The sequence below is a fragment of the Burkholderia sp. ABCPW 111 genome, assembly GCF_000773065.1.
In the GTDB taxonomy this organism is placed as follows: domain Bacteria; phylum Pseudomonadota; class Gammaproteobacteria; order Burkholderiales; family Burkholderiaceae; genus Burkholderia; species Burkholderia savannae.
In genome coordinates, this window is record NZ_JPWT01000083.1 from 26,733 (window position 1) to 49,779 (window position 23,047).

Below are 23,047 nucleotides of genomic sequence, written 5' to 3' on the forward strand. Positions count from 1 at the left end.
GGCGCGTTCGAATCCGATTCGACGAGCGAACCCGCGACGCGCTTATTTTCCTGCCCGATGAATGATGCGGCGCCGCGTGCGCTTCGCCGGCGCGCGGCGCGCGCTCACGCTCAGCGCGGATACGCGATCACGTCGTCGTCGACCGCGATCGCGATGCGCTCGCCCGCCGGCGCGCATCGATAGCCCGGCACGCGAGCGCGCACGCGCGCATCGGGGGCGTCGACGAGCCGCGCGTCCAGATAGGCATCCTGTTCATGGCGCAATGCCTCCTGCAATGGTTCGGAATCTTGATCGTCGGCGCTTACGCTTCGAACAGCGCGGCGCCGATGTACGAGCCGGGTCGTGCGCCCGGCGGGCAAGCGAAGATCGCGCTGCCGACGTGCGTCGTGAACTGGTTCATGATGTCCAGCTTCGCGAGCTTCTCGTTGATCGGGATGAAGCCGCGGCGCGGGTCGCGCTGGTGCGCGACGAACATCAGCCCCGCGTCGTATTCGGTCTGCTGGCGCCACGGCGGCCAACGCTCGATGTAGAAGTTCGTGCTGTCGTTGTACGAGTACGCGCGGCGCAGGATCTGCGCGCCGTCGTTCAACTGCGGCGACGCGAGGCGCGCGTGCGAGTTGTCGGGAATGACCGAATTGCCGTCCTTGTCGACCGCGTCGAGATCGAGCGGCTCGAACTCGCTCTTCCGGCCGAGCGGCGCGCCGCTGTACTTGTGGCGGCCCACCACCTGTTCCTGGAAGCCGAGCTCGGTGTTGTCCCAGTGCTCGAGCGTGATGCGGATGCGGCGCACGACCGTGTAGGTGCCGCCGTTCATCCACGCGGGGCCTTCGCCGCCGGCCCACACGAATTCGTTCATCGCGGCCGGATCGGACATCGGCGGGTTCATCGTGCCGTCCTTGAAGCCCATCAGGTTGCGCGGCGTCTCGCCGGGCTTGCCGGACGTGAAGCCGGCCTGCCCCCAGCGCATTTGCGCGGCCTTCGCGCCGATGCGCGCGAGCTGGCGCACCGCGTGGAACGCCACCTGCGCGTCGTCCGCGCACGCCTGGATGAACAGGTCGCCGCCCGTTTTCTCCGGCAGCAACTGGTCGCCGTTGAAGCGCGGCAGGTCGACGAGCGCGGCGGGGCGGTGCTTCGCGAGCCCGTAGCGATCCTTGCCGGCGAGCGTGAACATGCCGGGCCCGAAGCCGAACGTGATCGTCAGCCGCGCGGGGCCCAGGCCGAGCGCGTCGCCGCCGTCGACGGGCGCCGCGTCTTCCCCGCCCGACGTCACGAGCGGCTGCGCGGTGTCGCCGCGCGTCAGGCGCGCGGCGGCGTCGGTCCAGGCCTTCAGGAGCGCGATCACGTCCGCGCGCGTGGTCGCGCTCAGGTCGAGCGCCGCGAAATACGCGTGGCGCTGCTGCGGCGTCGCGATGCCGGCCTGGTGCGTGCCGTAGAACGGCTCGACGCCGTCTTGCGCGGCCGCCGCCGCGGGCGCATCCGCCGCCTTCGCCGCGGGCATCGTCGACGCGGCGAGACCCGCGGCCACCGCCGCGCCGCCGGCCTTGAGGAAGCCGCGTCGCGCGGGGCGCGGCGGCGCTTTGAGATCGTCTGCCATGATCGCCTTCGTCACTTTGCGAGCATCAGGGTGTTCACGTCGTCCTCGACGTAATAGAAGCCGTCGCCCGCCGGGGTCATCGCGATCCCGAACAGGTCGCCGTTGCCGGGCGGCGATTGCGCCTTGTCGGTGTCGATCCAGCGCGCGTAAAGCTGCTTGCCCGCCGCCGGATCGATCTCGACGACTTGGCCGTTCAGCGCGTTGGTCGCGAGCAGGTGGCCGTTCGGCGCGGTCGCGAGCGCGAGCGGGCGGCGCAGGAAGCCGTCCGCCGTCACCTGGCGGCCGACGCCCGCGCTCGTGTCGCGCGTCAATGGATCGTCGATCTCGACGATCCGGTTGCCGATCGCGTCGGATACGTACAGCTTCGTTTGGTCGCCGGACAGCGCGAGCCCGGTCGGGCCGACGAGGAACACGCCCTTGTCGGCCTGCGCGCCGAGGCCGCTCGCGACCACCGTTTCCTGCTTGATCACGGGCGGCTTGCCGTCGGCGATCGCGAGATCGAGGCGCAGCACGGTCGCCTGCTTGTAGACGGGCGGGCTGCCGTCGGCGCCGCCGACGCCGAAGCCCGCCATGCTGACGAACAGCGTCGCGCTGTCGCCGCGGTCGACGACGGCCATGTTGCCCCACGGGTCGTTGATGTTCGGGCTCGACCACGCCGACGCGACCTTGCCGTGCGGATCGAGCACGATCAGGCAGCCGGCGCCTTTCGTGTTGGTGGTGCCGTCGTTGCTCGGCGTGCTGCCGACGATCACCCAGCCGGATTTCAGCATCGTCATCGCGGCCGACAGGCCGACGCCGCCGGGGCATTCCTTCAGGTCGCGCGCAATCGCGGCGAACACGCTCATCTGCTTCGTCGACGGGCGATAGTCGACGATCGTCGAGCCCGTGCCCTGCAGGTTCGCCGCGTTGTTGAAGTTGTCGACGAGCACGTCGCCTTGCTGGATCGCGCCGGCCGACACCGGCGCGACGGCGATCGCGTACGGGTTCTGGTCGCCGTTCTCGGGCACGGTGTTGACGAGCGTCGTGTGGCGATGCAGCGTCTCGAGGAAGCCTTGCGGCTGCGCGTGCGCGGCCGCGGCCGCCGTGAGCGCGACGAGCGCCGCGGCGAACGCCTGCGCGGCGCGGCGCGCGCGCGGCGAGGACAGGGCGGTGGGCATGGGGCGATTCTCCTTGCTGATGAGGCGGCGGCGTGGCCGTCGCGGATACGAACGAAACCGGAATCTTTCGGCGTGCTCAGAACGTGACGTTGGTGCGCAGCCCGACGACGAACGTGTTGTGCAGCGGCTGCGTCGGATCGCTCGGGTTTTGGCCCGCGCCGGCGTTGAACGTGTATTGCGCGTCCGCTTGCAGTTGCCACCACGGCGTGACCTGGTACTGGTACGTCGCCTCGAGCGTCGTCTCGCTCGTGCGCACGCCGTACGGCCCGCCCGTGAAGTTCGCGAAGTTTTCGTCGAGCGCGCGCGCGTGCGAGCCGACCTTGACGTACGTGAGCGCGAGCCCGACGCTGTCGTTGTCGCGGCCCTCGAACGGCGCCTTCAGCACGACGCCCGCGTTGGCCGCGACGCTGACGAGATTGCGGTCGCCGGGCGCGGCCATCACGCGCGCGAACACGCCGAGGCTCTTCGCGCCCGTCGGGTCGGGCCGCCAGACCATCTGGTCGGCGACCGCGTAGAAGCTGTAGTCGCCGTGATGCGCGCGCGCGACGCCGCTTGTCGCCGGATTCGCGAGCGACAGGCCGGTGTTGTCGGTCTGCTGATCGGCGAAGCGGCCGTTGTGATACCAGAGGCCGATCTTGTAGGTGCCGGGCAGCGCGTTCGACGGCCCCGTGTCCATCTGGCCGTCGGCCGGCTGGTTGAGTGCGTACTGAAGCTCGCCGATGAAGAGCGTGCCGTTGTGCAGGTTGAAATTGGTGCCGCTCAGGTTGCTCGGATTGTTGCCGAGCGGATCGCCGTCGAACACGCCGGCGAGCGCCGTCAGCGAAGGCGTGATGCGCCCGCGCACGCGCACGCCGAGCGACGAGAGCGGATACGCGGGGCCGCCGTTGGGCAGATCGTACGACGGCAACGCGGGCCAGCCGAACATCGTGTTGACGAACGTCGCGGCGTACTGGCTGACGATGAATTCCTGATCGAGGCTCTGCTGGCCGATCTTCACGTCGACGCGCTGATCGAGGAACGATTGCTGGTACCACAGCTCCCAGAGCCGCGTCGTGTCCTGCGCCTCGATGCCGCTCGCGGTGTTCAGCGTGCCGAGGTTGTACTGGCTCAGGTTGCGGCCGTGAATCTGCAGCGCGCTCGCGTTGAACGTGCCGCCCGGCAGGCCGAACGCCTTTTGCGTGTCGACGGTGACGGCCGCGGTCGTGAGGCCGTCGTAGGTGCCGCCGCGCTTCAGGCCGCCGCGCAGGTTCGCCAGATATTCGCTCGTCTCCTGCAGGCTGAACGTGACGCCGTACTTGCCGAGCCACGGCCGCAGGCCGCCGATGTCGCCGAGCAGGTTCTGGCGCGTCCAGACGCCCGTCCATTGCGTTGCCGGTTGCGCGTGGATCGCGAGGTCGGCTTCGGGCGCTTCCGGCTGCGCGTCGGGCGACGCGGCGGCGAAAGCGGCCGAACTGAACAGCCATGCGCAGGCGAGCGTCGCGCGGCCGAAGGCATGGTGACGATCGCGGGGCGATCGTTCGGGGAGCGGCGCGAATTGCATTGAAGTCTCTTCCTCTTGTCGCGCGATCGCGGTGTCCGGATGCGCGCGTTGATCGTTGGCGAAACGCGCAAACGGCGCGATGCGGGCGCATCGTATGCAGGCCGGAATAGGCTGTCAATACAAATGAGAATGATTCGCATATATATTACCGTTCGTAATCTCGAGGATTACGAACGATCGGATTTCGCGTCGCGTGAGAAGGGAAAACGCAATGATTGGCGTAATGAAATCGTCGGCGCGAGCCGGGGCGAGCGATGCTGCGAGGGTTGGCCGCGGGATCGCGCGGCGCGGGCGGAAACGGTCTGATCGGTCGCGAACGAATGGAAACCGGCGGGCGGTTGGTCGGGGCGCGCGAACGACGGCGCGGCGGGCGCGGTCGGAACGCGACCGGCTAAGGACTAAGGACTAAGGACTAAGGACTAACGGCTAACGGCTAACGGCTAACGGCGACCGAGCCCCGGCCCCGGCCTCGAACCTCGAACCTCGAACCTCGAACCTCGAACCCCGAACCCCGAACCCCGAACCCCGAACCCCGAACCCCGGCCTCGAACCCCTTGCCGCCCGAACGTCGTCAACGCGCGTTCGCGCTCGCGGGCTTCGCCGACGCCGCCGGATGCGGCGCGCCGCGCACGGCGCTCGCCATCGCCGCGGCGGCGACGAAGAGGGCGGCCGACACGCACGCCGACGCGTGCAGCCCCGGCACGATCTGCGCCGGCAGCGCGCCGCTCGCGAGCGCGCCGAACGCGGCGACGCCGATCGCGCCGCCCGCCTGCCGCGCGGCGTTGAGCACCGCCGACGCGGTCGCGGCGCGCGAGCGCTCGACCGACGCGAGCACCGTCGTCGTCATCGCAGGCACCGCGAGCCCCATGCCGCCCGGAATCAGCAGGAACGGCACGACGAGCGCCACGGTCGGCGTGTCGGCGCGCACGAGGCTCAGCAGCGCGAACCCGGTCGCGCCGATCAGCGCGCCGACGATCATCGGCCGGCGCGCGCCGTAATGCGCGGTCGCCCAGCCGCTCGCGACGTTCGACAGCAGGAAGCCGCCCGTGAGCGGCAGGAACGCGAGCCCCGCCTCGAGCGGCGAGTCGTGCCGCACGCGCTGCAGATACAGGCTCAGCACGAAGATGATGCCGTAGTACGACAGATTCATGCAGACGCCGAACAGCACGGCGACGCTGAACGTGCGCTGCTTGAACAGCGCGAGCGGCATCATCGGATGCGCGCTGCGCGACTCGACGAACACGAACGCGGCGGCGGCCGCGAGCGCGACGGCGACGAGCGCCGGACGCCAGTCGATCACCGCGCCGGTGAAGAGCGTCAGCGCGACGACGGCGAGACATTGGCCGGGAAGATCGACGCCGCGCGGGCGGGCGGCGGCGGCGCGCACCGCGGCATTCGCGCGGGACGCGTTCGCGCTTGCCGTCGCGTCGGTCGCCGTCGCCTCGGCCGGACGGCCCGCGCCTGAATCGTCGCGGCCGGCTGCCGCCGCCCGCGCGCCGTCTTCGCCGATCCACAGGAACGTTGCAACGAGCCCCGCGGCGCACAGCGGCAGATTGACGAAAAAGATGCTGCGCCAGCCGAACTGCGCGATCAGCAGGCCGCCGATCACGGGGCCCGCCGCGATCGAGATCGCGCCCGACGCGGTCCACCAGCCGACCGCGCGCGCCCGCAGCCGCGGATCGTGCGCGCACGCATGGTTGAGGAGCGCAAGCGAGTTCGGCAGCATCGCGGCCGCCGCGAGCCCTTGCAGCGCGCGTGCGGCGATCAGCGTGCCCGTGTTCGCGGCGACGCCGCAGACGAACGACGCGAGCGCGAAGAGCGCGAGCCCGGCCGCGAACAGCCGGCGCGCGCCGAAGCGGTCGCCGAGCGCGCCGGCGGACAACATCAGCCCGGCGACCGCGAGCGTGTACGCGTCGACGATCCATTGCAGGCCCGCGACGCTCGTGCGCAGATCGGCGCCGATGCGCGCGAGCGCGACGTTGACGATCGTGACGTCGAGCTGCGTGATGACGAAGCCCGCGCTCACGGTCGAGACGATGCGCACGAGCGCGGCGCGGGAAAGGGCGGGGTGGGGAATGTGCGTGTCCATGCGTGCATCGTAGTGCCGTGCGATGGGGCGACGTTGCGAGCTCTTCTGAAATGTCGAATGCGGTGCGGGCGGCGAGCCGGGCGCGTGCGGCGGCGTTCGCGCGCACGCGCGGAGGATTGCGGCGATTCGCTGCGTGCGGCGGCGCGAGCGGCGAACGTCGAGCGGCGGCGGAGCGCAGGCCGGGCGGCGCGGAAACTGAAAGGCGGGAACCGAAGAAGCAGAACCGAAGAAGCGGGGTCGGAGGGTGCGAGGCACCATCGATGCGACGGATTCGCCGGATTCGACGACGCCGGCCGGTCCGCCCGCCGGCGCGACAGCGAATCGCGCAGTCCGGCAAGCGTGCGTGCGTGCGGCCCTTCGCCGCCCGCACGCGTTCATGCGTTACTCGGCGTCCTTCGCGAACATCACCGCGACCGCGCCGAGCGCGCAGACCGCCGCGACATAAAGCGCCGGCGCGAGCGGATTCGATTTCATCATCAACGACACGATCACCGGCGTAAGCCCGCCGAACACCGCGTACGCGACGTTGTACGAGAACGAGATGCCCGAGAAGCGCACGACGGCCGGAAAGCTCTTGACCATCACGGTCGGCACCGCGCCGATCGTGCCGACGGCGAAGCCCGCGAGCGCGTAGAGCGGCACGAGGCGCGTCGCGTCGACGGCGAGCTGCGAGAACATCGCGTAGAAGCACGCCGCGATCGCGATGCCGCCGATCGACAGCACCGCCTTCGCGCCGAAGCGGTCCGCGAGCGTGCCGGCGGTGATGCAGCCGGCCGTCAGGCACAGCGTCGCGACGCTGGTCGCGAACAGCGCGGTCGCGGGCGCGACGTGGAACTGCTTTTGCAACAGCGTCGGCGTCATCAGGATCACGACGACGATCGCGGCCGACAGCATCCACGTGAGCAGCATCGACACGATCACCGCGCGGCCGTGGTCGCGGATCACCGCCTTCAGCGGGATCTCGGCCGCGAGCGTCTTGCGCGCCTTCATCTCGGCGAACACGGGCGTCTCGTGCAGCCAGCGGCGCAGATAGACGGAGAAAAGGCCGAACACGCCGCCGAGCAGGAACGGAATGCGCCACGCGAACGCGCCGACTTCGGCCGCCGAGAAGCGGCTGTTGACCGCCGTCGCGACGAGCGAGCCGAGCAGGATGCCGACCGTGAGGCCCGACGTGAGCGTGCCGCACGCGTAGCCGATGCGCTGCGGCGGCACGTGCTCGGACACGAACACCCATGCGCCCGGCACTTCGCCGCCGACCGCCGCGCCTTGCAGCACGCGGAACAGCAGCAGCGCGATCGGCGCGAGCAGGCCGACGCTGTCGTAAGTCGGCAGCAGGCCCATCAGCAGCGTCGGCACCGACATCAGCAGCACGCTCAGCGTGAACATCCGCTTGCGGCCGACGAGGTCGCCGAAGTGCGCCATCACGATGCCGCCGAGCGGCCGCGCGAGATAGCCGGCCGCGAAGATGCCGAACGTCTGCAACTGGCGCAGCCAGTCGGGGATGTCGTGCGGAAAGAACAACTGGCCGATCGCGGGCGCGAAGAACACGAAGATGATGAAATCGTAGAACTCCAGCGCGCCGCCCAACGCGGCGAGGCTCAGGGTCTTGTAGTCGCGGCGCGTGAGGGCGCGCGGCGCGGCGCTCGGCGCGGCGCTCAGTTCGGATGCGGGCATGGTCGGGGCGATCTTGGTTCGAATGGTTGTGTACCGCGCGGCAAACCGAGCCGGGCGGCGGGCCTCGTCGTCGGACTGACGGTGCAACGCGCGGGTTGTCGCACGGGACACGAACCGCGCGGCGGCCGGTAGGGGCCGCGCGGAGACGAACGTGACGCAGTGCCGGCGATTCTACAGGACTGACGAATGCCCGACGGCGCGGCCGGCATCGTGGAAATCGTCAATTGCCGACGGGCGGGCAACGATGCGTGGGGGCGCGCCGCCCGCTTGCGCGGCCACGCATGCGGGCGGCGTTCGGCTTCGCCGCCGATAGGTCAATCGAGCAGCGCGAGGATCTCGTCGTGGAGCCGGGCGGAAATCCGCACGCCGTTCGCGACGCTGCGCGCGCGGGCATCGAAGCGCCGCTGCGACGGCAGCCGCGCGCCCTGCGCGACGATCGCGTCGAGCATCCGCTCGCCGCGCGCGAGGCCGGCTTCGAGATCGTCGCCGAGAAACACCTTCGGATCGAGCGCGATCACGAGCTCGCCATGGCACGGCGTCGCGCCGACGCCCTCGTCGAACGCCATCGATTCGGCGCTCGTCATGTCGCCGATCAGCGCGCCGCCGAGCAGCTCGATCATCGCCGCGAGCGCCGAGCCCTTGTGCCCGCCGAACGTGCGCATCGCGCCTTGCAGCGCGGCTCGCGGATCGGTGGTCGGCGCGCCGTTCGCGTCGATCGCCCAGTGCGGCGGAATCGGCTTGCCTTCTTTCGCGTGCAGCTCGATGTCGCCGCGCGCGATCGCGCTCGTCGCGAAATCGAACACGAACGGCAGGCCGCCCGGGCGCGGCCACGCGAACGCGAGCGGGTTCGTGCCGAACACCGGCTTCGCGCCGCCTTCCGGCGCGACCCAGCTGTGGCTCGGGTTCATCGCGATGCCGGCGAGGCCGTGCGCGGCGATCGCCTCCACTTCGGGCCACAGCGCGGAGAAGTGGTAGCAGCGGTTGATCGCCATCGCGGCGATGCCGTGCCGCCGCGCCATCTCGACGAGCACGGGCAGGCCGGTCTCGAACGCGAGCAGCGAGAAGCCGCGATGCGCGTCGACGGACACGATCGACGACGAAAGCCGGCGCAGCGTCGGCACCGCCTGCGGATCGACCTTGCCGTGGCGCAGCGAGCGCACGCAGACGAGCAGCCGGTAGACGCCGTGCGAATGGCATTCGTCGCGCTGGCCCTGCGTGACGACGTTCGCGATCGCGCGGGCGTGCGCGTCGGACAGCCCGTGGCGCGCGAGCACGCGCCGCGCGAGCGCGTGCACTTCGTCGAGCGACAGCACGACGTCTTGCGCGAGGTGCCGAGGATCAGTCATCGCGCGGCTCCCGCTGCGCGATCACGCCGTCGATGCGCCGCGCGATGCGCAGCGGATTGTCGTCGCGCAGCGCGTCGGGCAGCAGCGCGGCGGGCACGTCCTGGTACGACACCGGCCGCAGAAAGCGCTCGATCGCGCGCGCGCCGACCGACGTCGTGCGCGTGTCCGACGTCGCCGGGAACGGCCCGCCGTGCACCATCGCATGGCCGACCTCGACGCCCGTGCCGAAGCCGTTCACGAGGATGCGGCCGGCGCGGCGCTCGAGCGTCGGCAGCAGCTTCGCGAACAGCGGCGCGTCGCCGTCGGCGAGATGCGCGGCGATCGTCAACTGGCCTTCGAGCGACTTCAGCACCCGATGCAGCGTGTCGACGTCCGCGCAACGCACGATCAGCGACGCGGGGCCGAACACTTCGTCGCGCAGCTCGGCGTGCGTCATGAACGCGTGCGCCGTCGTCGCGAACAGCGCGGCGCGCGCCTGATGGCGATCGCCCGCGGGGCCTTCGCCGAGCCGCTCGACCGCGTCGTGCGACGCGAGCCGCGCGACGCCTTCGCCATAGCTCGCATGGATGTGCGGCGTGAGCATCGTCGCGGGCGCGGCCGCGTCGACGGCGGCCGCGGCCGCGGCCTCGAACGCGCGCAGCGCCGGGCCGTCGAGCGCGAGGATCAGCCCCGGATTCGTGCAGAACTGCCCCGCGCCGAGCGTGAGCGACGCGACGAACTGCCGCGCGATCGCGTCATGCCGCGCGGCGAGCGCATCGGGCAGCAGCAGCACCGGATTGATCGAGCTCATCTCCGCGTAGACCGGAATCGGCTCGTGCCGCGCGGCCGCGATGTGCATCAGCGCGACGCCGCCGCGCCGCGAGCCGGTGAAGCCGACCGCCTTGACGCGCGGATCGGCGACGAGCGCCTGGCCGATCTCGCGCGACGCGTCGAACAGCAGCGAGAACACGCCGGCCGGCAGCGCGCACTCGCGCGCGGCCGCCTGGATCGCGCGGCCGACGAGCTCGGACGTGCCCGGATGCGCGGAATGCGCCTTGACGATCACCGGGCACCCGGCCGCGAGCGCGGATGCGGTGTCGCCGCCCGCGACCGAGAACGCGAGCGGAAAGTTCGACGCGCCGAACACGGCGACGGGCCCGATTGCGACGTTGCGCAGCCGCAGGTCGACGCGCGGCAGCGGCAAGCGGTCCGGGCGCGCGGGGTCGATGCGCGCATCGAGAAAACCGCCGTCGCGCACGAGCGCGGCGAACAGCCCGAGCTGGCCGATGGTGCGCGCGCGCTCGCCCTCGATGCGCGCGCGCGGCAATCCCGATTCGGCGACGCAGCGCTCGATCAGCGCGTCGCCGAGCGCGCCGATGTGGCGGCCGATCGCGTCGAGAAACGCGGCGCGCGCGTCGAGCGGGGTCTCGCGATACGCGTCGAACGCATCGTCCGCGAGCGCGCACGCGGTTTCCAGATCGCGCAGGCTCGCGCCGCCGAACGCGGGTTCGAGCGGCGCGCCGCTCGCGGCGTCGATCGCGAGAAACGAGCCGTTCTGCCCGAACGCCTCGGATTGACCGATCAAAAGCTGGCCTGTGAGTCGCATGGTTCTCCTCGAAAAAGTGCAGGCCGGGCGTTGCCTGCCCGGCCGATGAAAAAGCGGATGCGGCCGGGGCCGCGCGTCAGTTCTCGTCGTCGTCGAGCTGCAGCTTCGCGGCCGGCACGCCGGTATGCGCGCCCCAGTAATAGATGACGAGCGCGGCGGCGGCGACGACGACGGTGTCGTACGGATGCGCGAGCTGCCCGGTGCCGCCGAAGCCGCCGAAATACGACGCGACGATCATCAGCGCGTAGAACGCGATCAGCCACAGCGACGAGCGAACCTGCTCGGCGAGGCTCAGGTGCGCGGTCGGCACCCAGCGGCGGCACGCGAGATAGATGACGAACATCGCGATCTGCAGCCCGAGCAGCCAGGACACGGTGCTCCAGCCCGACCAGTAGACGATCAGCGCGGCGATCACGAACGACGCGGGCCCGGTGATCGCGAACGCGCTCGCGCGGAACGGCCGCGGCAGCTCGGGCGCGGTGCGGCGCAGCGCGGCGACCGACACGGGCGCGACCGCGTAGCTCAGCACGAGCGCGGCCGACACGGTGTTGATGAGCGCCTCCCACGACGGGAACGGCAGCGTCCAGAAGATCGCGAGCGCGAACGTGAGCCACAGCCCGGCGCGCGGAATGCCGGAGGCCTCGTCGACGCGCGTGAACACCTTGAAGAAGGTGCCCGTCTTCGCCCAGCCGTAGACGACGCGCGGCGTCGCGTTCATGTAGATGTTGCCGCAGCCGGAGGGCGAGATCATCGCGTCGGCCACGACCATGTACGCGAGCCAGCCGACGCCCAGCGCGAGCGCGATGTCGCGATACGGCAGCGAGAACGCGCGGCTCACGTCGTGCCAGCCGAGCGCGAGCATCGCGGTCGGGATGCTGCCCAGAAACGCGAGCTGCAGCAGCACGTAGATCAGCGTCGACAGCACGATCGACAGGATCAGCGCGATCGGGATCGTGCGTTGCGGATTGCGCACCTCGCTCGCGACCGACACGATCGGCGTGAGGCCGAGATACGCGAAGATGATGCCGCCCGCCGACACGGCCATCTCGATGCCGGGCATGCCGAACGGCGCGAAACCGTGGATCGTCAGGTTCGCGGGCTTGAAGAACGCGAACAGCACGCCGATCACCGACAGCGGCACGACGAACTTGAACACGCTGATCACGTTGTTCGCCTTCGCGAACGTCTTCACGCTCGAATAGTTCAGGTAGAAGAAGAAACAGAGGAGGCCCACCTGCACGAGCCAGCCGAGCGTCGTCGGCTCGCCCGAGCCCGCGGCCGTCAGGCCCGGAAACCACGCGGCCGCATACTGCCGCGCGGCCACGACTTCGATCGCGATCAGGCTCGAGAACGCGATCAGCGTGATCGCGCCCATCAGATAGCCGAGCAGCGGGCCGTGCGAGAACACCGGATAGCGGACGACGCCGCCCGCGCGCGGCAGCGCGGCGCCGAGCTCGCAGTAGACGATGCCGAGCAGCAGCACCGCGAAGCCGCCGAGCAGCCACGAGAGGATGCCGGCCGGGCCCGCGATCGTCGACACGTGGCTCGCGGCGAACAGCCACCCCGAGCCGAAGATCGCGCCGAGGCCGATGAACGTCAGGTCGGTGAGCGACAACTGTTTCTTGAACTTGCCGTGGCCGGCATCGGGAGCGGCGGGCCGTGCGAGCGGCACGGATCGTTGGGCGTTGCCTTGAGCGGGCATGGGCTTGTCTCCTTGATTTTTGATGGGCTTGCTTCGAGCGGCGGCCGGGGCGTGGCGGCTCGTGTGCGGCGGCGGCCGCGGTCGTTGCTGCGGTTGCAGTTACTTGCAGTTGCAGCTGCGGCTGCGGCTGCGGTTGCGGTTGCGACTGCGGTTGCGGTTGCGGTTGCGACTACGACTACGACTACGACTGAGGGTGCCGTTGCGGTGAGCGGGGCGGCCCGCGCGGCGAAGCCGTTCGCGTCGACCGGGTCGTTTGCGTCGTTTGCGCCGGTTCGGTCGTCCGGCACGGCTGCGGCGTGCCGGATCGCGCGGGCGCCGTACCGTCGCGGTTTCGCGCGCGGTGCGGCCGCCGCGCGTAACGGAAAGCCGGCGCGCGGGCCGCGCGCCGCGCCGCGCGAACGGCGGAGGGCACGCGGCGGCGCGACCGCGACCGCGACCGCGCACCGGCGCGTCCCGCGCCGGCCGCCGCGGGCGTGCGACGCGCGCGCGTCGATCAGAGGCCGACGTCCGGCAGCGTCGGACGCGTTTCGAGCGCCTTCGCGACGATCGCCTTCACCTGCGCGAGCGCGTCGCCTTGCAGCGGGAGGCGCGGCGCACGCGTGAGCGCGCTGCCTCGGCCGACCAGCTCTTCGCACAGCTTGATGCACTGCACGAGGTCCGGCCGCGCGTCGAGGTGCAACAGCGGCATGAACCAGCGGTACAGCGCGAGCGCTTCGTCGAAGCGCTTCTGCTTCGCGAGGCGGAACAGCGTCTCGCCTTCCTTCGGGAACGCGTTCGACATGCCCGACACCCAGCCTTCGGCGCCCACGGCGATGCTCTCGACCACCACGTCGTCGAGCCCCGCGAACAGCACGAAGCGCTCGCCGACGGCGTTGCGCAGGTCGATGAAGCGGCGCGTGTCGCCCGACGAATCCTTGAAGCAGACGATGTTCTCGCAGTCCTGCAGCGCGATCAGCACGTCGGGCGTCACGTCGTTCTTGTAGATCGGCGGATTGTTGTAGACCATCACCGGCAGGTCGGTGCCCTTCGCGACCGCGCGAAAGTGCGCGGCCGTCTCGTGCGGCTTGGCCGAATAGACGAGCGCGGGCATCACCATCACGCCGTCGACGCCGACGCGCTGCGCCTCGCGCACCGTGTTGCGCGCGAACTCGGTCGTGAACTCGGCGATGCCGGCGATCACCGGCACCTTGCCGCCCGCCGCGTCGCGCGCGGCCTCGATCACCTGGAGCTTTTCCGACGTGGACAACGACGTGTTCTCGCCGACCGTGCCGCAGACGACGAGGCCCGACACGCCGTCGTTCACCAGGTTCTTCACGACGCGGTGCGTCGCGTCGACGTCGAGAGAGAAGTCCGGCTTGAACTGGGTGCTGACGGCGGGGAAGACCCCGCTCCATTGAATGGCGTTACGGCTCACTGAATATCTCCTACGTTCGAATGGGGGCCGACGGGCGTCGTCGGTGCGTGAACCAGTATCGCCGCCGAAAAGCCGCGAGGCTTGAGCCTTTTCCAACCGTGAAAAGATGAAATCGGCACAATCGGGGCGCGATCGCCGGCGCGCCCGCCGGGCTGTGCCGATTTCGTCGCGCGCATCATCGAAAACGCACAAGCGGCGCGATGCGCGACAAGGGAAGCTGTGCGCATTTCCACCTTCGATCGACGCGACATGAAGCACATCCACATCATCGATTCGCATACGGGCGGCGAACCCACGCGCGTCGTCGTGTCCGGCTTTCCGGCGCTCGGCGGCGCGTCGATGGCCGAGCGCCTCGCGGTGCTCGCGCGCGAGCACGACCGTTTCCGCACAGCGTGCATCCTCGAGCCGCGCGGCAGCGACGTGCTCGTCGGCGCGCTGCTGTGCGAGCCCGTCTCGGCCGACGCGGCCGCGGGCGTGATCTTCTTCAACAACGCGGGCTACCTCGGCATGTGCGGGCACGGCACGATCGGGCTCGTGCGCACGTTGCATCACATGGGCCGCATCGCGCCCGGCGTGCACCGGATCGAGACGCCGGTGGGCGACGTCGAGGCGACGCTGCACGGCGATCTGTCCGTCAGCGTGCGCAACGTGCTCGCATACCGGCACGCGAAGGGCGTCGTCGTCGACGTGCCGGGGCACGGCGCGGTGACGGGCGACGTCGCGTGGGGCGGCAACTGGTTCTTTCTCGCGAGCGATCACGGCCAGCGCGTCGCGGGCGAGAACGTCGCGGCGCTGAGCGCGTACGCGTCGGCGGTGCGCGAGGGGCTGGAGCGCGCGGGCGTGACGGGCCGCGACGGCGCGCCGATCGATCACATCGAGCTGTTCGCCGACGATCCCGAGCACGACAGCCGCAGCTTCGTGCTGTGCCCGGGCCACGCGTACGACCGCTCGCCGTGCGGTACCGGCACGAGCGCGAAGCTCGCGTGCCTTGCTGCGGACGGCAAGCTCGCGCCCGGCGCGACGTGGCGCCAGGCGAGCGTGATCGGCAGCGTGTTCTCGGCGAGTTACGAACCCGCCGAAGGCGGCATCGTGCCGACGATTCGCGGCAGCGCGCACTTGAGCGCCGAGGCGACGCTCATGATCGAGGACGACGATCCGTTCGGCTGGGGCATCGTGTCGTGAGCGAATCGCGGACCGACGTCGTCGTGATCGGCGCGGGCATCGTCGGCGCCGCGTGCGCGCACGAGTTCGCGCGGCGCGGGCTGCGCGTCGTGGTCGTCGACGACGGCAGCGGCGGCGCGACGGGCGCGGGCATGGGCCACTTGGTCGCGATGGACGACAACGCGGCCGAGCTTGCGCTCACCCACTATTCGATCGAGCTGTGGAACGCGCTGCGCGACGCGATGCCCGACGGCTGCGCGTATCGCAACTGCGGCACGCTGTGGCTCGCCGCCGACGCGCACGAGATGGACCTCGCGCGCGCGAAACAGGCGGCGCTCGCCGAGCGCGGCGTCGCGGGCGAGCTGATCGATCGCGCGGCGCTCGCCGCGCTCGAGCCGATGCTGCGCGCAGGCCTGGGCGGCGCGCTGAGGATTCCGGGCGACGGCATCCTGTACGCGCCCGTCGCCGCGAGCTGGCTGCTCGGCCGGCTGCCGGGCGTCACGCAGCGGCGCGCGAAGGCCGTCGCCGTCGAGGGCGCGAGCGTCGCGCTCGACGGCGGCGACACGCTGCGCGCGGAGGCCGTCGTCGTCGCGAACGGCGTCGCGGCGCGCGCGCTCCTGCCGGAGCTGCCGCTGCGGCCGAAGAAGGGCCATCTGCTGATCACCGACCGCTATCCGGCGCAGGTGTCGCACCAGCTCGTCGAGCTCGGCTACGCGGCGAGCGCGCATGCGAGCGACGGCACGTCGGTCGCGTTCAACGTGCAGCCGCGGCCGACCGGGCAGTTGCTGATCGGCTCGTCGCGGCAGTTCGACACCGAGGACCCGCGCGTCGAGGCGCCCGTGCTCGCGCGGATGCTGCGTCGCGCGGTCGGCTATCTGCCCGCGCTCGCCGGCCTGAACGGCATTCGCGCGTGGACGGGCTTTCGCTGCGCGAGCCCGGATGGCCTGCCGCTTGTCGGCGAGCATCCGTCGCAGCGCGGGCTGTGGCTCGCGGTCGGGCACGAGGGGCTCGGCGTGACGACCGCGCCCGGCAGCGCGCGCGTGCTCGCCGCGCGGATGTTCGGCGAGCGCGCGGCGATCGACGTCGAGCCGTATCTGCCGGGGCGTTTCTTGTCGACGTCGAAATCGGCCGTGGCCGGAGAGCTTCAATGATCATTTATCTGGATCGCCGTCCGCTCGACGTGGCCGACGGCACGACCGTCGCGGCCGCGCTCGCACGCAGCGGCGACGACACGGCGCGCACGTCGTGCACGGGCGCCGCGCGCGCGCCGTTTTGCGGGATGGGCATTTGCCAGGAGTGCAGGGTGACGATCGACGGACGGCGCAGGCTCGCATGCCAGACGCTCTGCCGCGAAGGCATGCAGGTGGAGCGCACGCGATGACGAACGAGCATCTGATGGTCGACGTCGCGATCGTCGGCGCGGGGCCGGCGGGCCTCGCGGCCGCGCGCGCGGCCGCGCGGAGCGGCCGCACGGTCGCGATCGTCGACGACAACCCGCGCGCGGGCGGACAGGTCTGGCGGCAGGGGCCGGGCGCCGCGCCGAGCGCGCCGGCGCGCGCGAGCTTCGACGTGCTGCGGCAGCCGGGCGTGCGCCACCTGGCGGCGACGCGCGTCGTCGCCGCGCCGCAGCCCGGCGCGCTGCTCGTCGAGGACGCGGAGCGGGCGCTTTCGCTCGGTTACCGGAAGCTGATCCTGTGCTGCGGCGCGCGCGAGCTGCTGCTGCCGTTTGCCGGCTGGACGCTGCCCGGCGTGACGGGCGCGGGCGGGCTGCAGGCGCTGATCAAGGGCGGCCTGCCGGTGCGCGGCGAGCGCGTCGTGATCGCGGGCAGCGGGCCGCTTCTGATCGCGTCGCTCGCGACCGCGCGCGCGGCGGGCGCGCGCGTCGTCGCGGTCGTCGAGCAGGCGCCGCTCGACGCGCTCGCGCGTTTCGCGCTGTCGCTCGCGGCGACGCCGTCGAAGCTCGCGCAGGCGGCGCGGCTCACGCGCGGCTTTGCCGGCACGCGTTATCTGACGGGCGCGGTCGTGCGCGAAGCGCACGGCGACGCGCGCGTGCGTGCGGTCACGATCGAGCGGGGCGGCGCGCGCGCGATGCTCGAATGCGATCGCCTCGCGTGCGGCTTCGGCCTCGTGCCGAACGTGACGCTCGCGCTGGCGCTCGGCTGCGCGGTGCGCGACCGCGCGATCGCGATCGACGATGCGCAGCGCACGTCGGTCGAACACGTGTACGCGGCGGGCGAATGCACGGGCGTCGGCGGCGTCGAGCTCGCGCGGATCGAAGGCGAGCTGGCCGGGCTCGCGGCGGCTGGCGCGGACGCGGCGCCGGACGGCCGCGCGCGCGTTGCCGCATTGCTGCGCGCGCGTGCGACGTGGCGGCGCTTCGCGTCGCGGGTGGCCGAGACGTTCGCGCTGCGCGACGCGGCGCGCGCGCTGCCGCCCGACGACACGCTGCTGTGCCGCTGCGAGGACGTGACGATCGGCGCGGTGCGCGCGCACGCGTCGGCGCGCGACGCGAAGCTGCAAACGCGCTGCGGGATGGGCGCGTGCCAGGGGCGCGTCTGCGGCGCGGCCGCGCACGCGTATTTCGGCTGGGACGACGCGCCGCCGAGCCCGCCGCGCCCGCCGTTTTCGCCCGCGCGAATCGACACGCTGCTCGTCGCGCCCGACGACGCGCTCCTATAATCGACGCCATCCGTGTTTCGACGCGCGAGATCCGTATGATGACTTTGCTTGCCGTACCGCCCGAGAAGCTGTCCGCCGCGTCCGCCGCATCGGCCGCGCCCACGACGGCCGCGTCCGCCTCGGCCGGGGCGATGTCGGCCGCTTCCGCTTCCTCCGCTCAGCCCGCCCCCCCGGACGACGACGGCTTCGCCGCGATGCTCGCGCATTTCGCGCAGCTGGAGCCGGTGTTCGACGCGCTGCCCGACGTCGCGTTCTTCGTGAAGGACGTGCATGCGCGCTACGCGCTCGTGAACCGCACGCTCGCGCAGCGCTGCGGCTACAAGGACAAGCGCGGCCTGTACGGCAAGGCCGCGGACGAAGTCTTTCCGCGCCGCTTCGGCCGCAGCTATGTCGAGCAGGATCTGGCGATCATCGCGGGCGGCCGGCAACTGACCGATCAGCTCGAGCTGCATCTGTACTCGGGCCGCCAGCCCGGCTGGTGCCTGACGTGCAAGGAGCCGCTGCGCAACGCGCAGGGGAGGATCGTCGGGATCGCGGGGCTGTCGCGCGACCTGCGCGCGCACGAGAGCTCGCACCCGGCGTACAGCCGCATCGCGGACGTCGTCCGCTACATCCACGCGCACTATGTGCAGCCGCTGAACCTGAAGCATCTCGCCGGGATGGCGGGGATGTCGGTCGCGCAGCTCGAGCGCTATTTCCACAAGGTGTTTCATCTGACGCCGCGGCAGATGCTGCTGAAGGCGCGGCTCGACGCGGCGACCGCGCTCCTCGTCACGCACGACAAGGTGACGGACGTCGCCGCGCTGTGCGGCTATACCGATCACAGCGCATTCACGCGGCAGTTCAAGGCGACGGTCGGCGTGACGCCGACCGAATATCGGCTGATGTTGCAGGAGGGGCGGGGGGGCTGAGATCGGGGCTTGCTCGGGGTTCGCTCGGGACTTGCTCGGGACTTGCTCGGGCGGCGGCGCGCGGGCGATCGCGCGTCGCGGCTGGGCGGGCGAGCGGGCGGCGGGGTTCGGAGAACGCGCGCGGCTTGATCGAAGCGCCGGTCGGCCGGGCGTATCGCGAGATCGACGGCAAGCCGGCCCGGATGCCGAGCGTTCGAAGCCTCGCGAAACCGATAATCCTGGAAGCCGAAGCCGAAGCCGAAGCCGAAGCCGAAGCCGAAGCCGAAGCCGAAGCCGACGCCAACGCCAACGCCAACGCCAACGCCAACGCCAACGCCAACGCCAACGCCAACGCCGGAGCCGGAGCCGGAGCCGAAGTGGAAAGCCTCGAAGGCTTGAAGGCTTGAAGCGAAGAAGCGAAGAAGCGAAGAAGCGAAGAAGCGAAGAAGCCAAAAGTCGGACAAAAGACTCCACAGCCCAACCGCACGCCTCAATTGCGTTCGCCAAAAAAACGAACCGGCCCATCGGGCCGGCCATGGCGAAGCGTCGGCGGGCGCGACCGGCATCGGCCGGCCGTCGCCGAATCGATCGGACGATTATCGGTAGCCGAGGCCCTTCAGCACGGCGCTGCCGTTTTCCGTCAGACGAAAGGACGGCGCCGCATCCATGTCGGTGCGGACCATTTCGACGAGGCCGGCTTCCTGCAATGCTGGCAGTTCCGGCTTCGCGTTCGCGCCGATCGGCGCGTGCAGCAGGATCAGCAGCGTCGCGATCTCGTGATGGCTGAGCAGGCGGCGCAGCATGGTTTTCGGTTTGGCCGAGGGGGCGGCCGGGCGAACCGCGGCGGACGTGTCGACGGCGCTCATCGGGAACCTCCTGAAACGATACTGGTGACGGATGGTGCCGGCCGAGTCTTAAACGATTCTTAAAGCGGCCGCGTTCGGCCGAACGGAAGATTTACCGCATGTAACAGCCTTGCTGGACAAGGGCGGCAGTGTGGTCGGACCAGCCTGAATGCAACGCGCGCGGGCGTTTTTGCGATGTTGCGTCGCCGCACCTTCGGGTTGCCCGGAAGTCGCGTAGCGCACGCGTTCCGGCGCATTGGCCGTGCGCGTACGCGACAAGGCCGCGCAAGTCGATTTCGTGCTTGCCTCCGATCAAAAGCATGCCCGACGCATGCCCGACGTACCGCCCCAATCCGGACTCGGCATCGCCGGCATTGGCCCTCATGTCGAAGCCTCGAAGCCGCTCGTGCCGAAGCGGCCCGCGGCGATGTGACACGGGCCGAAGCGAAACGCAGCGCCCGGCCCGCGACGATTGCGGTCGCAGGCGACGGCGGCCGTGTGCCCGGGCTCGCGCGTGTCGACGCCGCGTCGCGGGCGGCGCATCCGTCGCACTCGGCATCCGTCGTACTCGAAGAAGCCCTGACTTCCGTATGGCCACCGGGGGACTAAGCTCTATGCAGGCGTGATCGACGCCGGCCGCTACCGGTTCCGCTCACGCCGCCCGCGCTGCTCCCGCTGCGTGCAGCGATTGCGCACATCTTCGGCGCAGCCTGCCGCGCGGCGATTCCAGCCGCGCGGCCAGCGCCCGCCGCCGGACGCGCCGCGTTCCCGGCCGCGCCGCTCGCGGCGACGCCCGAAGGCGGTGCGCCGGCGATCGTTGGCGGGCAGGCCACGGGCAGGCCACGGGCAGGCCGCGGGCAAGTCGTGGCCGCGCTCGCCTCTGTATCGGGCGTAAGGCCCGATCGAAACGTGCGGATCGCGAACGCAGGCGCGAGCGCAAACGCAAGCAGTATCGCCGCACGAGCACGGCGGCGAGCGACGTAACCGACGGAGAAAGCAGCATGATCGAGCTACGCGGACTCCAGGTCGACGAAGGTCTTGCCCGGTTCATCGAGCAGGAGGCGCTGCCCGGCACGGGCGTTGACGCGAGCGCGTTCTGGCGGGGCTTCGCCGCGCTCGTGCACGACCTCGCGCCGCGCAACCGCGCGCTGCTCGCCGAGCGCGACCGGCTGCAGCGCGAGCTCGACGGCTGGCACCGCGCGCACCCCGGACCGGTGCGCGATCCGCGCGCCTACCGCGCGTTCCTCGAGCGGATCGGCTATCTGGTGCCGCCGCCCGAGCGTGTCGCGGTGACGACGGCGAACGTCGACGCCGAAATCGCGTCGCAGGCGGGGCCGCAGCTCGTCGTGCCGCTGTCGAACGCGCGCTACGCGCTGAACGCGGCGAACGCGCGCTGGGGCAGCCTATACGACGCGCTGTACGGCACCGATGCGCTGCCCGAGGACGGCGGCGCGACGCGCGCGGGCCCCTACAACCCGGTGCGCGGCCAGCGCGTGATCGACTACGCGCGCGATTTCCTCGATCGCGCGGCGCCGCTCCTGCACGGCTCGCATCGCGACGCGCTCCGCTATCGCGTCGAGGGCGGCAGGCTCGCCGTCGACACCCGCGACGGCACGAAAACGCTCGCGCGCCCCGGGCAGTTCGCCGGCCACCAGGGCGAGGCCGACGCGCCGGGCGTCGTGCTGCTCACGCACCACGGGCTGCACATCGAGATCCGGATCGACGCGTCGGCGCCGATCGGCCGGAACGATCCGGCGCACGTGAACGACGTGGTGCTCGAGGCGGCGGTGAGCACGATCATCGATTGCGAGGATTCGGTCGCGGCCGTCGACGCAGACGACAAAGTCCAGCTCTACCGCAACTGGCTCGGGCTGATTCAGGGCACGCTGACCGAGGCGGTCGACAAGGGCGGGCGCACGGTCACGCGCCGCCTGAACGCGGACCGCGAGTACCGCGCGCCCGACGGCTCGACGCTGACGCTGCACGGCCGCTCGCTCCTCTTCGTGCGTAACGTCGGCCATCTGATGACGACGAACGCGGTGCTCGGGCGCGACGGCAACGAGATTCCGGAAGGTGTCCTCGACGGCGTCGTGACGACGCTTTGCGCGATGCACGATCTGCAGTCGAAGCGCAACTCGCGCACGGGCTCGATCTACATCGTGAAGCCGAAGATGCACGGGCCGGCGGAAGTCGCGTTCGCGGACGCGCTGTTCGCGCGCGTCGAGGATCTGCTCGGCTTGCCGCGCGACACGATCAAGATGGGGATCATGGACGAGGAGCGCCGCACGAGCGTGAACCTGTCCGCGTGCATCGCGGCGGCGCCGGCGCGCGTCGCGTTCATCAACACGGGCTTTCTCGACCGCACGGGCGACGAGATGCACAGCGCGATGGAAGCCGGGCCGATGTGCCGCAAGGGCGACATGAAGTCGTCCGCGTGGATCGCCGCGTACGAGCGCAACAACGTGCTCGCCGGGCTCGCGGCCGGGCTGCGCGGCCGCGCGCAGATCGGCAAGGGCATGTGGGCGATGCCGGACCTGATGCGCGCGATGCTCGAGCAGAAGATCGCGCATCCGCGCGCGGGCGCGAACACCGCGTGGGTGCCCTCGCCGACCGCGGCGACGCTGCACGCGCTGCATTATCACGAGGTCGACGTGCAGGCGGTCCAGCAGGAACTCGAAACGATCGACTACGCGCGCGAGCGCGACGCGCTGCTCGACGGCCTGTTGACGATTCCCGTCGTCGAGCGCGCCGCGTGGAGCGAGGACGAGATCCGCGCCGAAGTCGAGAACAACGCGCAGGGGATTCTCGGCTACGTCGTGCGCTGGGTCGAGCAGGGCGTCGGCTGCTCGAAGGTGCCCGACATCCACGACGTCGGCCTGATGGAAGACCGCGCGACGCTGCGCATCTCGAGCCAGCACATCGCGAATTGGCTGCATCACGGCGTCGTGACGCGCGCGTTCGTCGATGCGGTGTTCGAGCGGATGGCGCGCGTCGTCGATGCGCAAAACGCGGGCGACGCGCACTATCGCCCGATGGCGCCCGACGGCGCGAATTCGTACGCGTTGCGCGCCGCACGCGCGCTCGTGCTGGAGGGGCGCGACCAGCCGAGCGGCTATACCGAGCCGCTGCTGCACCGTTACCGGCTCGCGTTCAAGCGGCACCTGCAGGCGGGCTGACGCGGCGGCGGGGCGCTCCGCCGCCCGCCGCCATCGCCGCGCGTCCGGCGAAGACGCGCGTGCAAGGATGCGAGCGCACGCGGGCGGCGCGCGAAGCGCCGCCGACGACAAGGCCGACGACAAGGCCGACGACAAGGCCGACGACAAGGCCGACGACAAGGCCGACGACAAGGCCGACGACAAGGCCGACGACAA

Annotated in this window: 19 protein-coding genes; 8 read left to right on the forward strand and 11 right to left on the reverse strand. The window is 71.0% G+C overall.

Features of this window, described 5'->3' with window-relative positions; all coding sequences use genetic code 11:
* Nucleotides 1-110: 110 nt before the first annotated feature.
* The 10 genes from X946_RS34150 to X946_RS19395 all read right to left on the reverse strand — a co-directional run bounded on the left by X946_RS34150 (nt 111) and on the right by X946_RS19395 (nt 14,101).
* The gene (locus X946_RS34150; protein WP_226377247.1) at nt 111-263 is read right to left on the reverse strand and encodes a hypothetical protein; all 153 of its coding nucleotides are present in this window, start codon (nt 261-263) and stop codon (nt 111-113) included.
* A gap of 38 nt (nt 264-301) precedes the next feature.
* Entirely contained in the window at nt 302-1,594 is a 1,293-nt protein-coding gene (efeB, locus tag X946_RS19355; RefSeq protein WP_038750935.1) for an iron uptake transporter deferrochelatase/peroxidase subunit, read from the reverse strand.
* An 11-nt stretch (nt 1,595-1,605) separates the two neighbouring features.
* Entirely contained in the window at nt 1,606-2,751 is a 1,146-nt protein-coding gene (locus tag X946_RS19360; RefSeq protein WP_038750918.1) for a hypothetical protein, read from the reverse strand.
* A 76-nt stretch (nt 2,752-2,827) separates the two neighbouring features.
* The gene (locus X946_RS19365) at nt 2,828-4,291 is read right to left on the reverse strand and encodes a carbohydrate porin (RefSeq protein ID WP_038750919.1); all 1,464 of its coding nucleotides are present in this window, start codon (nt 4,289-4,291) and stop codon (nt 2,828-2,830) included.
* A 571-nt stretch (nt 4,292-4,862) separates the two neighbouring features.
* On the reverse strand, nt 4,863-6,380 hold the full coding sequence (locus X946_RS19370) for an MFS transporter (protein ID WP_038750920.1): 1,518 nt from the start codon (nt 6,378-6,380) through the stop codon (nt 4,863-4,865).
* A 381-nt stretch (nt 6,381-6,761) separates the two neighbouring features.
* Nucleotides 6,762-8,054 carry an MFS transporter gene (locus X946_RS19375; protein ID WP_038750921.1) on the reverse strand — a complete coding sequence of 431 codons (1,293 nt, stop codon included), beginning with the start codon at nt 8,052-8,054 and terminating at the stop codon, nt 6,762-6,764.
* A gap of 314 nt (nt 8,055-8,368) precedes the next feature.
* Entirely contained in the window at nt 8,369-9,400 is a 1,032-nt protein-coding gene (locus X946_RS19380) for an Ldh family oxidoreductase (protein WP_038750922.1), read from the reverse strand.
* Nucleotides 9,393-10,985 (reverse strand): aldehyde dehydrogenase (NADP(+)), encoded by a 1,593-nt coding sequence (locus X946_RS19385; protein ID WP_038750923.1) that lies wholly within the window; start codon nt 10,983-10,985, stop codon nt 9,393-9,395. Before X946_RS19385 ends, X946_RS19380 begins: the two co-directional genes overlap by 8 nt.
* A gap of 76 nt (nt 10,986-11,061) precedes the next feature.
* Entirely contained in the window at nt 11,062-12,687 is a 1,626-nt protein-coding gene (locus X946_RS19390) for an APC family permease (protein ID WP_038750924.1), read from the reverse strand.
* 493 nt (nt 12,688-13,180) lie between these two features.
* The gene (locus X946_RS19395; RefSeq protein ID WP_038750925.1) at nt 13,181-14,101 is read right to left on the reverse strand and encodes a dihydrodipicolinate synthase family protein; all 921 of its coding nucleotides are present in this window, start codon (nt 14,099-14,101) and stop codon (nt 13,181-13,183) included.
* Between the two features lie 249 nt (nt 14,102-14,350).
* Here X946_RS19395 and X946_RS19400 point away from each other — a divergent pair, with 249 nt between their 5' ends.
* From X946_RS19400 to X946_RS35190, 6 genes are all read left to right on the forward strand, one after another.
* Entirely contained in the window at nt 14,351-15,283 is a 933-nt protein-coding gene (locus tag X946_RS19400) for a 4-hydroxyproline epimerase (RefSeq protein WP_038750926.1), read from the forward strand.
* A complete protein-coding gene (locus X946_RS19405; protein WP_038750927.1) occupies nt 15,280-16,413 on the forward strand; it encodes an NAD(P)/FAD-dependent oxidoreductase in 1,134 nt (377 codons plus the stop codon). Before X946_RS19400 ends, X946_RS19405 begins: the two co-directional genes overlap by 4 nt.
* Nucleotides 16,410-16,643 carry a (2Fe-2S)-binding protein gene (locus X946_RS19410; protein ID WP_038750928.1) on the forward strand — a complete coding sequence of 78 codons (234 nt, stop codon included), beginning with the start codon at nt 16,410-16,412 and terminating at the stop codon, nt 16,641-16,643. The genes X946_RS19405 and X946_RS19410 overlap by 4 nt, the downstream gene beginning before the upstream one ends.
* Nucleotides 16,640-17,941, forward strand: coding sequence for an NAD(P)/FAD-dependent oxidoreductase (locus tag X946_RS19415; RefSeq protein ID WP_038750929.1), 1,302 nt, complete (start codon nt 16,640-16,642; stop codon nt 17,939-17,941). The genes X946_RS19410 and X946_RS19415 overlap by 4 nt, the downstream gene beginning before the upstream one ends.
* 35 nt (nt 17,942-17,976) lie before the next feature.
* The gene (locus X946_RS19420; protein WP_038750930.1) at nt 17,977-18,852 is read left to right on the forward strand and encodes an AraC family transcriptional regulator; all 876 of its coding nucleotides are present in this window, start codon (nt 17,977-17,979) and stop codon (nt 18,850-18,852) included.
* Nucleotides 18,853-18,977: 125 nt separating this feature from the next.
* Nucleotides 18,978-19,238, forward strand: a complete 261-nt coding sequence (locus tag X946_RS35190; protein WP_161788677.1) for a hypothetical protein — start codon at nt 18,978-18,980, stop codon at nt 19,236-19,238.
* 189 nt (nt 19,239-19,427) lie between these two features.
* Here the strand turns inward: X946_RS35190 and X946_RS19430 are convergent, their stop codons facing one another.
* Nucleotides 19,428-19,634 (reverse strand): hypothetical protein, encoded by a 207-nt coding sequence (locus X946_RS19430; RefSeq protein ID WP_317135476.1) that lies wholly within the window; start codon nt 19,632-19,634, stop codon nt 19,428-19,430.
* Between X946_RS19430 and X946_RS36720 the strand changes: the two genes are divergently transcribed.
* Nucleotides 19,633-19,725 (forward strand): malate synthase, encoded by a 93-nt coding sequence (locus X946_RS36720; RefSeq protein WP_317135477.1) that lies wholly within the window; start codon nt 19,633-19,635, stop codon nt 19,723-19,725. The two genes, X946_RS19430 and X946_RS36720, sit on opposite strands and share 2 nt — an antisense overlap.
* Before the next feature lie 952 nt (nt 19,726-20,677).
* A complete protein-coding gene (locus tag X946_RS19435) occupies nt 20,678-22,852 on the forward strand; it encodes a malate synthase G (RefSeq protein WP_038750932.1) in 2,175 nt (724 codons plus the stop codon).
* Nucleotides 22,853-23,047: the final 195 nt, after the last annotated feature.

What these genes read in the sequence shown, in the direction of transcription:
- efeB (WP_038750935.1), bottom strand. Translation starts at nt 1,594, where the DNA reads ATGGCAGACGATCTCAAAGCGCCGCCGCGCCCCGCGCGACGCGGCTTC.
- X946_RS19360 (WP_038750918.1), bottom strand. Translation starts at nt 2,751, where the DNA reads ATGCCCACCGCCCTGTCCTCGCCGCGCGCGCGCCGCGCCGCGCAGGCG.
- X946_RS19365 (WP_038750919.1), bottom strand. Translation starts at nt 4,291, where the DNA reads ATGCAATTCGCGCCGCTCCCCGAACGATCGCCCCGCGATCGTCACCAT.
- X946_RS19370 (WP_038750920.1), bottom strand. Translation starts at nt 6,380, where the DNA reads ATGGACACGCACATTCCCCACCCCGCCCTTTCCCGCGCCGCGCTCGTG.
- X946_RS19375 (WP_038750921.1), bottom strand. Translation starts at nt 8,054, where the DNA reads ATGCCCGCATCCGAACTGAGCGCCGCGCCGAGCGCCGCGCCGCGCGCC.
- X946_RS19380 (WP_038750922.1), bottom strand. Translation starts at nt 9,400, where the DNA reads ATGACTGATCCTCGGCACCTCGCGCAAGACGTCGTGCTGTCGCTCGAC.
- X946_RS19385 (WP_038750923.1), bottom strand. Translation starts at nt 10,985, where the DNA reads ATGCGACTCACAGGCCAGCTTTTGATCGGTCAATCCGAGGCGTTCGGG.
- X946_RS19390 (WP_038750924.1), bottom strand. Translation starts at nt 12,687, where the DNA reads ATGCCCGCTCAAGGCAACGCCCAACGATCCGTGCCGCTCGCACGGCCC.
- X946_RS19400 (WP_038750926.1), top strand. Translation starts at nt 14,351, where the DNA reads ATGAAGCACATCCACATCATCGATTCGCATACGGGCGGCGAACCCACG.
- X946_RS19410 (WP_038750928.1), top strand. Translation starts at nt 16,410, where the DNA reads ATGATCATTTATCTGGATCGCCGTCCGCTCGACGTGGCCGACGGCACG.
- X946_RS19415 (WP_038750929.1), top strand. Translation starts at nt 16,640, where the DNA reads ATGACGAACGAGCATCTGATGGTCGACGTCGCGATCGTCGGCGCGGGG.
- X946_RS19420 (WP_038750930.1), top strand. Translation starts at nt 17,977, where the DNA reads ATGATGACTTTGCTTGCCGTACCGCCCGAGAAGCTGTCCGCCGCGTCC.
- X946_RS36720 (WP_317135477.1), top strand. Translation starts at nt 19,633, where the DNA reads ATGGTTTTCGGTTTGGCCGAGGGGGCGGCCGGGCGAACCGCGGCGGAC.
- X946_RS19430 (WP_317135476.1), bottom strand. Translation starts at nt 19,634, where the DNA reads ATGCTGCGCCGCCTGCTCAGCCATCACGAGATCGCGACGCTGCTGATC.
- X946_RS19435 (WP_038750932.1), top strand. Translation starts at nt 20,678, where the DNA reads ATGATCGAGCTACGCGGACTCCAGGTCGACGAAGGTCTTGCCCGGTTC.